Genomic DNA, 13,443 nt, shown 5'->3' with positions numbered 1-13,443 from the left:
TGGTTTAAATCTTAGCCTAAAAGATGATTTCCGCTGCATAGACTAAGATTTATTCAGGCTTATTCTTAAATTACTTCAGAGTAGGTCCTTCTTTCGGTTCTTCATCCGTAATTTCTTCTATTTTAGGACCTTTTTTCTTCACATTAGGTAAGGATTCAATTGTTTCGGTTATATGTTTACAAAGAGACTCTACATCATTAATTCGAATGTCACTTGGAACATGAGAAAATACGTGTGTTTCGCCATCAATTTCATACATGCTGTTTAGCATTTCCAACAAACCCGATTTGGCTATGTATTTTGCCTCATGCAGCGTAATGATTCTAGATCCTTCGGGAGTAAGCCCCATGAGTTGATTTCTTTTGTTCACTTGTTCATATTCTTCCTTAAGATAAGTATCATGCTCAGCAAAACCGACTTTAATCGAACATACTCTCTGTTTGTATCCAGGATTTTCAATACTTACTTCATGTAAAGGATTCTTTATAGAGGTCCATTTAGACAATACTTTGCCAGGAACAGTTAATATATGAATCGCTCTCACATCTTGCATTTGTAAACCAACATAGGTTTTACCAAAATTTCGAATCATCGTAATTTCGGAATTTGTTGCTGCCGTATCCAAAACATTAGTCAAGCCTTGAAATTCTCCTGCTTGCTCCCGTTCTTCACTTTCATAACGTTTGCTATATCGTTCGTAAAGTTCTTCATGAGTTGCGACCAGTTCTTTAGGATTAATAAAGAAAGGAGGAAAATTGGTTTCAGTTATCGCCCCGGTGCTAGGAACTATGGTAGTGCTGCTCGCATATTTCCCCCCAGTTACTAATGAAGGTGAAAATGAACCAAATATAGCAGAGTTATTACGAATGACGTGCTCGGGGATGTTATAATGAGAGTCTTTTTTGCTTGAGTGAGGACATACAAACTTTTCTTTCCTTAAAATATCAGTTACCTCAGAAATACTCATACCCCTATAAAGAGACGAACGGCCTTTATTATTTTTTTCCAAATGTAGAACGAAATTCTGGAATGTACTTGTTTCAGAATTTATTTTATAGATTTTTCTGAAATCATCTAAAACAGAACTGTTTTTAGTTTTAATAAAATTTAATACTGTTGAGGAAAAGCCCTGTTTATACTGATGAGCACTCGAACTGTAATTCCCGGTAAGAAAACTTAATCGCCTCATAATGATAATTCCAATGAAGATTATGTATTTAATTATAGCCAATTAAACACATACTGATCGATCAGAATATTTTTAATACATAAATCGGGTTACTCCCGGAAATCTCAGGCATGAAGGACAACTTTCATCAAAAACATTAATTGATGCGCTCAGGGATTAAACTTTAGGCTGTCTTTATCTAAATCATCTTTCTAGTTTTTTATTGACCTGACTTGCTGAACTGGGAATTCAAGCAGCACAATAAACCATCTGTCCACCTAAGTTCGCTAATTGGTACTTTCAGCGTGACAATCGCGTCAATTACTAAACAATCAAAAAGAACAATTAATTGACCGTCTTTTTTTAAAACAATATGATTGTTCCCCATTTTTATTCAATAAACCTAAAAAATGCCATTAATTACCTTATATGAATTAGAAAACACCTATTACCCCAAATTCATTGAAGCAATTCAACGTGATATGAAAACAAGTAACTATAGTGCACAAGTGAATCATCAAGTATTAGGTGTAGCCATTTGTATATTGAGAGAACCTGGAAAATATACAGGCCTCAGCTTAGAGCACATCATGATAGGCACCCTGAATATGGCAATAGTTCTGCAAATTTCCAAATATGGTTCTATTGCTCCGGAAAACATAGAGGAGAATCTTTATAATAATTACGTTCGTGAGAGCACTTATTGGTTTATGGGTTACAACAAGGCTTTAAAAAATATCAATGGATTATCCGATGAGGACGCTTTGAGATTAGCAATCCCCGTCATTGAGCGGGCTGCTAAGGGATGCTTGTACATTACCCCCTGTCTCCCCCACACTTTAAATTTATTTTTCGAATATTGCATGCAGCTTAATCAAGATTTTATTCCTCCAGCTTTACCTACTGGGAATACATTTCATAAATGGAACCAAAACCAATTTTTGAGTTTTAACACAAGTTATTCTTCTTCTTTATTGAGTCAATCTTTATTTGCCGTGAAAGCCAATAGATTGCCCACAGAGAATCTGCCAAGCGATTTACAGAATGAATTAAATATATTGGTTGAGGGTGATGATATAGGTGATATAGATGATGCGAACACCACTTTACATTCATGTTGTACGATTATTTAAACACAAATAAAGAATTGCTTTATAGTCCTTTTTTAGTCCAACATTGATCAGAATGATTTAATTTGGTACAATTTAGCTAATTTCGAGTGGCTTCAGGATTCAACCTGAATCGAACTTGGAATACAACGACTTATCTTCTCCCCTAAGGATTGCTGGAGAACTGATTATTCTAGTTTTAATGAATAAACGGGTTTGTCGCTGAGATAAAGGTCAGGAATAAATAAATTCCGGTTTGTTTACTCCTTAAGATTTTAATTCAGTGATAAAACGACTCGTTTTAATCCATCAAGTCTTACTTTATCTCCTACTAAAACTAATTCAGCTGCTCGTGAAGCAGTAATTTTTAATTTTTTTAAGGAGTATTGACCATGGCAATAATGAAACATGAATCAATAAAACCATCCCCTACGATAGAAGGAATGAGTAGTGCTTGGCTCACCATTCGCGTTGCAACTAATGATGTATACCAGTCCAAGATGGGGTTCAAAAAAATTTCAGCTGTTGATGATATTTATGTTTCCATTGAGGAGTTTAGTAAAAATCCATATCTTTCCATTGAGGAGGCGATTAATGAACAGTCCAAAATCAGCCCGGTTTTATTTACTAAACAAATGGAACGTACGAGTGCCTGTGGTAAGGAAAATACTTCTGTATCCTATTCTGAGTATCTTGCGACTTACATAGTAGAGGTCCAGCTTCCATCACCTATTGTGAACAGTGCGAAGAAAAAGGAGCGTACAGTTTATGAAAACGCATTTGAATTACCCCAAGGCAGCCAAATTCAATCCAACCAGATAAACCGGATGGTACTCGATGTATTGGGATTAGAGCGCCATTTAATCGTTTGTCTTAACAAAACAAGTAAACATTTGGAACGACATGAAATTGGTCTTTTCAAAGAAAATGACACTTGGTTTTATCGCTTCCCTGGAGAAGATCAAGCCCATATATTACCTAATGTATTTGAGGAATCTTATGAACGATACCTCTATGACAGTTTAGATCGGTATGCAAGGAGGTTACCCAATCGTGAACCTCAATGGATTGATCTATGTGGCGGAAAATATGGAGAATCGGCTATGACACTAACCCTGGAGATATTCAAGTTAATGGCATCTGCAGGGCATATTCCCAAGGATTTCGGACTGGATTATCATTTCCCCTTGGAATTAAACTGGAACTCTGATCCGACCAATCTGGCAATGATGTTAATACAAGGTTCCTTGCAGTCAGAATCTAACTTATCTAAATTACCTGCGGATCTAATCAATAGAATTTTTGCAGACTCTGTTGATAAAAAACCAGAAGAGGTCAGCGCTTACATCAACAAAGTCAATGAATCCGTTAAGAATACCTATACTGCCAGTATTGCCCCCCAACTGATTTGCAAAGGAAGCTGGAACAATCCTCCAAGCATCAGTATTACTTGTCCCAATGATCCAACACTGATTGATAAATTTTATCAATCGAGCCTGCAGTCTTTCCACCACATGGTGAATCTTGATCCGAACAATCATCAAATTATCATCAAAAGCTCCAATGGCCTCGGTGATCAGGGTGTTTATTTAGCCAATGAGGGACATGAACTGGCTATTGCTTTTGCATCCCAAGCAGAACGGGACAGCTGGGCTGAATTAATGGGTTTTCAACATGATTATTACAATCAAGGAATTGGAATCTGGGACGATCACCCTCAATGCATCTATTTTACGAGCCGGTTTTTCCTGATGCAGGAATTAAAACAATACATTCAGGAAAAAAGTCAAAAGGCAGAGGCCATGGTGCAAGCACTTGATGCCCTCTCAGCAGAACCTAGCAGCATTCTTACGAAATTCAGTTTTTTTGTGCAGCACTTTTACAGTAATGAACAAGAGGAAATGAAATCAAACCTGAGATGCTACAATAAGCAAATTTTAGCAGCAAAACTATTAATCGATGTTCTAAATAATAACAGTGATGTTGACGGGTTGAGGAATAAATACCCTGATTATGTTTCAATCATAGAACAAGATGAAGTGCTTCATGGTATTCTGGCGCAAATTGAGGAGAACAGTCCCACGCCACAACCAATTTCATATGGAAATTCACATTGATCGAGTTTTAATTCAGCCATATTAATCGATAATATGGCTGACTCGATATTATCAACAGCGTATTGGGCTTCGCTTTATCGATCTCAATTTAACTGAACATACCAAGGTCTACATATCAGGCAATTCACTGCCAGTTCATGTTGCATCCACGGAGTGAAACACTTTCATTTTTTAAAAATTCTAAGATTGAAATCAAGTCAATTAGTGAATACACTAACTTTTTCAATTTTTATAAAGGACTATCAATGGGTTGCAAATCATTTAAGACCATTTTATCGCTCTCCATTTTTGCTACCTCTGCTTTCGCAGGGACTATGGGATCAGCGCCTAATTCTCAAGGTTTTTTTATTGGGGTAGGTGGAAATTACAACTCCCTAAGGATTCATCAGAACTCATGGGGTTTAGGGATTTCAAGCTTGTATATTGACGGCGTGTACAATTCTACCGGAATTGCCCAAGGTAATGCCGCCCCATTTATAAACTGGAGCCAAAACTTATCACCAGAGGTTCAAACTGGATATTTAAGAAACTATAATGATAGCATTTATTATGGGATTAAATTTACTTATCAATATCTTGGAGCAGTGGTAACGAATCGTGATCTTTACCTTCCTCAAACTGGGGTGCTCACCAGCGCATCGGGTGCCAAGAGCCCGATGTTTGGCTATGCAATTGCTGATTCTGTTGAAACAACCATTAACCACGATATGAATTTATTCGCTTTAATTGGTAAAAAGTTTGACAATAAAAGCATATACTTAGGTGCAGGTCCTTCATTAATCAGTTTGCAATCACAAAACTACAACTCCATAGGTTATGCCATTGTCAATGGTGAAACGCTCAATGTAACCGGTTTGGTAAACTATGGTTCCCCCACCATGTGGGCATGGGGTGGCGGTGCTCAAATTGGAATGAACTATTTTATTACTCCTTCATGGTTTATAGATGCATCCTATACTTTTTCAGCTTTAGAAGGTCGCGTAAGTCGACATGAACAATCATTTGCTAATACATCTACAATGAATGGTGATACCCTATTGACAACCGGAATACTGGCAACAAAAGATACTTTTAAAACGACACTGTTGCAATCCATTAATATATCCATTAATAGATTGTTTGACTTTTAGGTTTCTGGTGTTGATGTAATAAACAGACCTCATTAAAAATAAAGCGAGAGTAGGCTTTGACCGTTTTTAGAAATATTTAATGAGGTCTGCTTATAAATAACTCAAGATACTTTTTATATCTCAACCAATTCAAACAGTATGAACGTCTATGTGAACAGTAAAGCGAAACCGATTATTAGGCGAATTTAACGACCGTCATCCCCCTATTTTATCGTCGTTTTACGCATCATCTAATTTGTCCTTAAGCGCTTCGCCTCAATCGCTGGTTCGATTTCAGCTAATTAATAAGTCCTTAATGTAAGTAATTTATAATAAAACAGTATTCACTATAAACCTACGCATGATTACCTTGCGTTAAGTTGTAAGTAACTTCGGCACTCTCCTCCAATCAGAAAAATTTCCCATTAATGTTAACTTAATAAACTAATTGTATAATTGTGTGATTATGAGTTCAATTATTGTCCTTGCGGATCAATTAAGAGAGGATATTTATGTTTAGTAAATTAGTGCAAGAACGACTTAAAAGCGTCTTAAAAAATTCTGTCTTTGAAGATAACGATCGAAAAGTGTTTAAAGCGGTGATTGAGGACTCTTGCAAATTTGAAAAACCAAAAGAAGAACTTCAAATCCTCCTTTCTTATCTTAATGGAATAATTGGAAAGGATAAAGAAAATACAATTTCAAATCTCATGGATGAGCTATTGAGTAGCTATTTGTTCATCGCCAACCCCTCTACGAAAGATTGCAAAGAGTTATATGAGAAATTGGGCGGTTTTCAAGAAAGTGTTGGTCCTGGAAATTACCATAATCAACTGAAAAATATGAGGGAAAATTTAGTCAAACAAGTAAAAAACAAGGTGGAATTGAAATCAAAGCTGTTGAATGAAATGAAATTGAGTACGTGTGTTCTCATTACTCGGGCCTTGTTGGCAAAAAATAAATCTTTAAAGGGTGACTACATTGATTTAATGATTGAAAAATTAATAAAAGTCTCTCCTTATAGTTTAGCAAAGAATCTTTCTCTTCAAAAAAATTATCTTTTTTTAATCAAGAACTTAAGAAAAACAGATGCACCCGAACATCAGTCCACCTTGAACAGATTAGAGAATCGCGTAGATATCTTAATGAAAATTGGAGATGAACACCGGGATGCTGTTACAGCAAATGATAATATGATCAGCGTAATTGAGGAGGCAATAAGAAAGATAAAAATACCGGCTGATATCGAAATTAATTTAGGGATTCTTAAAAGATACGGCAAAAACGTAGAGAAGCTTGAAGAGCAATTAAAAAAAATTGAACAAGTTCTAGCAGAGGAGCAACAAAAAAAACAAGTACCCTTCCAGTATGTTGATGAAGCAATAAGCAGATACTCTGGAGAGAAATCAAGAAATTCTAAAAAATTAGGCGAAATCTTGGTTGAAGTGAGCTCCGAGGTAGTGAGCTCCAGTCAGAAAAGATCTCAAGTAATCAATCGCGAAATTCTAGACTTTTCCAAACAAGTCGCAGCCCTCAGTTCGCAAGCAAAGGAAAAAAATAGGGAATCACTGGAACAACTTAAGCAGAATGATACCAATCTAAGCGCAATTCAAAAAGAAATAGCAAAAATAAAAATACCGGCGGATATCGGAATTAATTTAGAAATTCTTAAAAAGTACGGTAAAGACGTACAGCAACTTGAAGCGCGATTAAAAGAAATTGAACAACGTTTAGAAGAGGAACAACAAAAAGCGCGAGTACACTTCCGGTATTTTGATGAAGCAGAAAAGATATGCTTTGAAGAGAACTCAAGCGATTTAGAAAGAACAGTTGACACCTTGGTAGACAAGAGTCTAATGGCATTGAAGTTAAGCCAATCCGGATATCAAGAGATCAATCGCGACATTCTAGAATTTTCCAAACAAATTGCTGCCCTGTGCTTGCAAGCAGTGAAAGAAAATCAGCAATTAGATAAAGATTATCTAGATATTCAAGATAAATATCGAAAATTTTACTTCGGTCAGGAAAACGCCTTAGCCGAATTAGAAATTTTAAAAGCACAACACTATGAAAGAATTAAGTTTTTAGAAATAAATAATTTGCTCGATAACTCGGAAGATTTAGCCAAAGCTAAAAAAATATTTGATGAGATGGACCCTAGAGCTTTTAAAGAAGCTATGGATCAATTTGTAGAAGAATTACGTTCTTTTGCCCCATTACAGGACCCAGAAGAAAAAAGGAAAAAAATAGCAAACCTTTTGGTTGAACTGGATAAGCTCTCCAAGGAGTTCCAGATACACAATACTTTAGCGAGTTTAAAACACCATTTGGAGGGTTTGAGTCAACAAGTCAATTTAAGCATCAAGAAAAATAGAGAGACTAAGCTTGAGCTCATTAAGAATCGCGCAGCTAGGGAAAGTGCACACCAAATAAAACTAAAAGAGGTGGAAACTGAGGATCAAGCAATAAAAAGTTTATTAACGAAACAGAGTCAAAATTGGGAGAGTTTAAAATTATCTCTTCAAAATCAGAGCTCTGAAATAGACACTAAAACGAACGCTATCCAGTCAGCTTTCCTAGGTAATCAGGAGCGGATAAATAGCCTGGGTAAAACTATCTCTTGGATGAGCTACCCCATTATCCGCTGGATATTGGGTTCTTGGTTAAAACCATTGCAACAGGAAAGAGAAACGCTCTTAGCGACAAATACTACATTAGGCAATCTAGGGTCTAGTTTGAAAAAAATAAAAAATGAAACAGACAAAATTGCTTCGAGTAACGCTCAAGTTACAGATTTTAAATCGCTGCAGGATGAATATAAAGGATTGGAAAATTTTCGTCAAAAGGAATCAATTCGCCAGTTTATTCCCAATCTTTTTTCTATAGAAAAATCTGATTATGCTCAAGTTTCTGGACAAATATTAGAGCTTGAAAACAAAAAGCAACAACTTACAAGTGATGCAAAAATAATAGAAGACGAGGTGCTCAAATTAAACAACGTCATAGCTGGACTTCAGGAAAAAATGAAGGGTTTAGAAAGTGACAAAGAAAAAACATTTACAGATCTGCTCATTGAAGCGCATGGAAAGGAAACAAAAGGTATTGATCTGACTCACATGCGAAACAAGCATTTTCTCCTACACCTCCAATCAAGTGCTGAACAAGGTAATATAGATCCAATTAATCTCATTATGGAACACTGTATTCGTCTTGATGCTCCAAACTCTAACGGAGATAATGCTTTACATTTGGCCGCCCGTAACGGGAAAATTGAGGCTGCACGCTGGTTGCTAAGCAGAAAAGAGCAATGGCACTCTAAAAATAAAGACGGTAATACCCCCTTACATTTTGCCGCTTTAGGGGAAAAACCGGAAATGGTTAGCTTGTTGTTGGATGAGCTCAGGGATAAGAACAGTAATTTTAAAAATAACAGAGGGAATACTCCTTTACATGAAGCTGTTTCAAAAGGAAATCTTGAGATTCTTAACCTATTACTCAGTGACCTAAAAACTAAAAAGCAGGAGTGGAATGTTCCTAACGCTTCCGGGCATACCCCTTTATATTCAGCTGTTTCTCAGGGAAAAGCAACAGTCGTGAATTTATTAATAGATGATTTAAGAGAGAGAAACGCTCTTACCCCGGCTAAAGGTCAATTTAATACTCTGTTATTCCTAGCCTATAAAAGATACTGCGAGGCTAGAGAACCTAATAAAAGAGAGAAAAGAGACAATTTCGAAATCATTATGCAAAGTTTAAAGAAAGAAGGAGCTCAATTTGATTTAAGCAAAGAGGATAGCGCTGGAAATAATATTTTTCACCTGGCTGCAAAGAATGGAGATATTCAACAAATTCAAGAATTAACCCAAAAGGAAAAAAGCACCTTAGACAAATTCGTGGGTGATACAATTAATTTTTTGGTTGGGAGTGACCCTATCAATAAGGAAAATACCACAGGTAAAACACCACTGCAATTAGCATTAGAGAATGATCATCATCATGCAGTTCGCTTATTGATTCTTTCTGGAGCAAAGATAGACAAACCAACTTTAGCAACAGAAAAAGGAAAATTGTTTCTTGATGAAGTTTCACCTACAGACGATCAGGAAATCTATGCCAGGCTTTTAAAAGAGGGATTAATCAACTCCCCAACCCAGGAGGCAGTGAGTACAGCACCGTTGGCAGAGCAAACTTCGCTAGAAGATGCCAATGCGGAATCAGCAGAAGGTAATGACGAACCTTCCGCTCAAGAAAGATTAGCAGAAGAGGAACGATTAGCAGAGGAACAGTTGGCAAGAGAACGCGAAGTGAGTTTGCAAAACAAAATAAAAAATATTGGTTTAAGGGATTTTAATGTTGCAGAAGTAAGGAATAATTTGATGGAAGAAATAAAAACTGCCCCATCCCGGGAACGATCGCGCTTAGCCAATGCCAAAGATATACATGGAAATACTCTCTTACACATTTTAGTTAATAATAAGGAAGAAAAGGCAGTAAAAGTGGTTTGTAAATATGCAGATGTCTATATTAAAGACCGGAACAAAAAATCCGCACTCACATTAGCAACAGAGTCTTTGCATGAACAAAGTGGTTCTCTTATGGGGATTTTTGGGAGTCTGGCAGGTAAAAAAATTGGCGACTATAAAGAAGCGAAAATTTATCAAGCCATAGCTGAAAAAGCACGTAGCCAGGATTCAATCCAACTCAAGTCACTGAAAATAATCTCTCAAATGCAATCAGTAGTACAGCAATTATTACTAAAACATAAGTCTCTAATATTAGCGCTTAAAGAGAAAAACGCAGAGATAGGTGACCTGGAGCAGCTCAGCATGGGCGCTGGAAAACGCTCTCTTGAAATTGTTAAAATCATGCAGGATACTAAAGATGAAACAGAGTATAAGATTAAATACCCTCTCGAATCTCAGGAAGTAGTTAAACTACAAGAAGAGATGATGGGAATAATTCGAATAGTAAAGGCAGATATAGCGCTCATGGAAGATCGATTAAAATCCCTAAAAAATGCTGAGAAATACCAATGGCACTTCGGGGAACAGGACACCCCCTTACATCAAGACATTAAACGAGGCGATATTGATAGCTGGAATCAAAGACGTAACGCAGAAGCGTTAGCGGAAAATATTAATAAAATGAGTGACGGTTATCCCCCTTTACATTTAGCGATACTCTACGCAAAATCGAGCGATTCTCAAGAAGAGCAAGAGACAAGCTTAAAGATGGCTAAGTTTCTGATTGAAAAAGGTGCCGATATTAATGCTAAAAATCCTGAGGGAGAAACAGCATTACATTTACTGGCCAAACGAAGCGACCGGGCAGCACTGGAAATTGTGAAATTACTCAAAGCACGTCAGGTCGAAACTAATGCAGTCGATAAAGGTGGTAATAATGCCCGACAGATAGCAGAACGAGAAAAAAACCAGAACTTTCTTAATCTGTTCCCAACTGTATGTGAAGAAATGATCAAAAAAGGGATTACATTTTTCGCAGCACCGGAGCAAGAACCCGCAATGGTTTCATCAAAGAATAAAACTGAAGAGGGACCAGTATTTGTAGATAAGACCAATCTATTTAAACAAATGAGAAAGAAAAAACAAGAGGAACAACAACATCAACAAGAAACGATAAAACTGTCCGGTTAAAACCAGTTTTTAACCGGGGGTTCCATAGGAGTGGTTAGTAACTGATTCATAGAATACAGCGATAACCAAGAATTACATTTTAAATAGGGTACCAAAATTGGTACCCAAAATATCTCAACAGAATTAAAGATAAACTTAACTCATTGATTTTCTACTGCCGCTGATGCAAATCGAACTCACGACCTTTTCATTACCAAACTTTATCCAATCGATAACAAACCACATATTTTAATTTCAAAAATTGCTTACATTCCTTTATTGATATGGCGTTTAAAAATAAATTTATTTCATTCGATTCAACTAATTTTCATTCGCGAGCATAATTCAGTGTAGCCCATAGAGCAATAAAGGGCGCTATAAAGCTGTAATGAGCAGCTTATTGGAAAATAAGTCTTTTAAATCAATAAAAAACAAAATGCATCTCATCAGATACAAAATTGCCAGTTGATAGGTATAATGCGTGACATTTTAGATTCACCACTTGGTCATTAACACTTAGGGAAATAGTACATGAAGCATCGATTCATCCTTAATCGGCAATTTTATTTTTCTTCCAACTTACCTTAAGGATTATGATGAACTTACACCATAAAATCGCGGAAAAATACTTAACCGTAATTAAAAAATCACTCACGGGTTCTTTAGACACGTCTCAACCAGAACACTGGCAATTTAATATTGCTACAACAAAAGCGTTTAAATCATTTATGACTAATGGACAAGTTAGGACGCTCATTGGTCCCAAACGATTAGATAATATAGAACAGTCAATTAAATACATTACAAGTAATCATGTTAATGGTGATATTGTTGAAGCCGGATGTTGGCGAGGTGGTGCTTTATTGTATTTAAAAGCGTGTCTGAATGTTTATCAAGAACCCAACACAGCCTCACGGAGTGTTTGGGGTGCGGATCTATTCCCAGAGTCAAGCCAACTCGTTACTTCCTATTCTAAATTAATACGCTTTAAGAGCTTATTAAAAATTAGAAAATTGCTTCCAAAGAAATCCCAACAGCGTTTAGCTAATCATATTATGGAAGCCTTCCCTAATGAACAATACGACAAAACAACCTTAAACAAGATCTTTGCTCTGGCCAATTCATTAACCTATATAAAAAGAGAATCCTTAATATCTACCTCGCATCACGATCTCCTCGAGGCATTTAAACGGTATGATCTTTATGATGAGTCAATAAAATTAATGCCTGGTTGGTTTAAAAATACCTTACCCGTAATGAAAGATAAAATTGAACATATTGCGCTTTTACGTATTGATGCTGATTTTTATCAATCAACATTGGACGTACTCAACGCTTTATACCCAAAGTTATCGCAAAATGGTATTTGCATTATTGATGATTATGGAGGCTTTACTGAATGCCAGCGAGCAGTGGACGAGTACCGTAAACAACATCAAATTACTGAACCCCTCGAATCAGTTGACGGCACCTGTTATTACTGGATCGTTCAGAATCCCATCCAACAATGAAGTAAGTACCTTGCCTGGCCCAAGCTCAATAAAATCCAAATACCCTAAAGTCAGGCAATATTCGATGCTTTGATGCCAAAATACAGGCCTCACTAACTGTTGGCTCAGTAATTGAGTCATATCGATAGAACAATCAACATGGGCTCGTGCAGTAGCATTGAGTATGATGGGATATCGGGGTGGGTGAAACTGAAATTGTTTGAGATAGGAATAAAAAGTTTCAGCAGCAGCTTGCATCAAAGGAGAATGGAATGCACCACTAACCTTTAAGGGAATAAAACGTCCTTCGACAAATAATTTGGAACTGGCATCGACCGATTCCTTTGTTCCTGAAATCACGGTTTGCATGGGAGAATTATAATTAGCAATCACCAGGGGCAACTGGTTTTCTTTGATAATCGTCTCAATTTGAGCCGCACTCATTCCAACTATTGCCGCCATAGCTCCCTCTCGAGCTTCATTCATCAATTCTGCACGTCGCTGAACGATTCTCAGTCCAGTAGCAAAATCAAAAACTTCGGCCACATAAAGTGCGGCATACTCACCTAAACTATGTCCTAGTACCATATCCACTTTTAATTCAGCTTTTCTAGCAAGCCATGCCATGATGGAAATACAATAAATGAGTGGTTGAGTATATAAAGTTTGATTCATCACATCACTCAATACAGCCTGTTCCAGGTCATAACCAAGTATCTGATTGGCTTCGGCAACAACTTCGGGAAATAATTTAAATAACTCTTGTCCCATTCCTTTAAATTGTGAACCTTGGCCGGGAAATAATAATACACTCATA

7 protein-coding genes are annotated in these 13,443 nt (G+C 36.7%); 5 read left to right on the top strand and 2 right to left on the bottom strand.

The annotated features are described in order from the left end of the window. Nucleotides 1–70: 70 nt before the first annotated feature. A complete protein-coding gene (locus EL022_RS08555) occupies nt 71–1,189 on the bottom strand; it encodes a hypothetical protein (protein WP_051544500.1) in 1,119 nt (372 codons plus the stop codon). Nucleotides 1,190–1,578: 389 nt separating this feature from the next. Between EL022_RS08555 and EL022_RS08550 the strand changes: the two genes are divergently transcribed. The 5 genes from EL022_RS08550 (at nt 1,579) to EL022_RS08530 (ending at nt 12,647) form a co-directional block, all read left to right on the top strand. Then, the gene (locus EL022_RS08550) at nt 1,579–2,301 is read left to right on the top strand and encodes a hypothetical protein (protein WP_028382084.1); all 723 of its coding nucleotides are present in this window, start codon (nt 1,579–1,581) and stop codon (nt 2,299–2,301) included. Nucleotides 2,302–2,669: 368 nt separating this feature from the next. Beyond that, nucleotides 2,670–4,394 (top strand): hypothetical protein, encoded by a 1,725-nt coding sequence (locus tag EL022_RS08545; RefSeq protein WP_028382085.1) that lies wholly within the window; start codon nt 2,670–2,672, stop codon nt 4,392–4,394. A 245-nt stretch (nt 4,395–4,639) separates the two neighbouring features. Then, on the top strand, nt 4,640–5,524 hold the full coding sequence (locus EL022_RS08540) for an outer membrane protein (protein WP_028382086.1): 885 nt from the start codon (nt 4,640–4,642) through the stop codon (nt 5,522–5,524). A gap of 491 nt (nt 5,525–6,015) precedes the next feature. Further along, nucleotides 6,016–11,157, top strand: coding sequence for an ankyrin repeat domain-containing protein (locus EL022_RS08535; protein ID WP_051544501.1), 5,142 nt, complete (start codon nt 6,016–6,018; stop codon nt 11,155–11,157). Nucleotides 11,158–11,729: 572 nt separating this feature from the next. Next, nucleotides 11,730–12,647 (top strand): TylF/MycF family methyltransferase, encoded by a 918-nt coding sequence (locus tag EL022_RS08530; RefSeq protein WP_237761256.1) that lies wholly within the window; start codon nt 11,730–11,732, stop codon nt 12,645–12,647. Here the strand turns inward: EL022_RS08530 and fabD are convergent. Then, nucleotides 12,594–13,442: an ACP S-malonyltransferase gene (fabD, locus tag EL022_RS08525; protein WP_028382088.1), complete on the bottom strand. Its 849-nt coding sequence runs from the start codon at nt 13,440–13,442 to the stop codon at nt 12,594–12,596. The genes EL022_RS08530 and fabD overlap by 54 nt on opposite strands. Nucleotide 13,443: the final 1 nt, after the last annotated feature.

Origin of the sequence: Legionella cherrii, assembly GCF_900635815.1 — a bacterium.
Classification (GTDB): Bacteria; Pseudomonadota; Gammaproteobacteria; order Legionellales; family Legionellaceae; genus Legionella; species Legionella cherrii.
Note: the sequence above shows the minus strand (reverse complement) of the source record. Positions and strands in the feature narration are given on the sequence as shown.

Coding starts and splice junctions, on each gene's coding strand:
- EL022_RS08540 (WP_028382086.1), top strand. CDS start 4,640: ATGGGTTGCAAATCATTTAAGACCATTTTATCGCTCTCCATTTTTGCT.
- fabD (WP_028382088.1), bottom strand. CDS start 13,442: ATGAGTGTATTATTATTTCCCGGCCAAGGTTCACAATTTAAAGGAATG.
- EL022_RS08530 (WP_237761256.1), top strand. CDS start 11,730: ATGATGAACTTACACCATAAAATCGCGGAAAAATACTTAACCGTAATT.
- EL022_RS08545 (WP_028382085.1), top strand. CDS start 2,670: ATGGCAATAATGAAACATGAATCAATAAAACCATCCCCTACGATAGAA.
- EL022_RS08535 (WP_051544501.1), top strand. CDS start 6,016: ATGTTTAGTAAATTAGTGCAAGAACGACTTAAAAGCGTCTTAAAAAAT.
- EL022_RS08550 (WP_028382084.1), top strand. CDS start 1,579: ATGCCATTAATTACCTTATATGAATTAGAAAACACCTATTACCCCAAA.
- EL022_RS08555 (WP_051544500.1), bottom strand. CDS start 1,189: ATGAGGCGATTAAGTTTTCTTACCGGGAATTACAGTTCGAGTGCTCAT.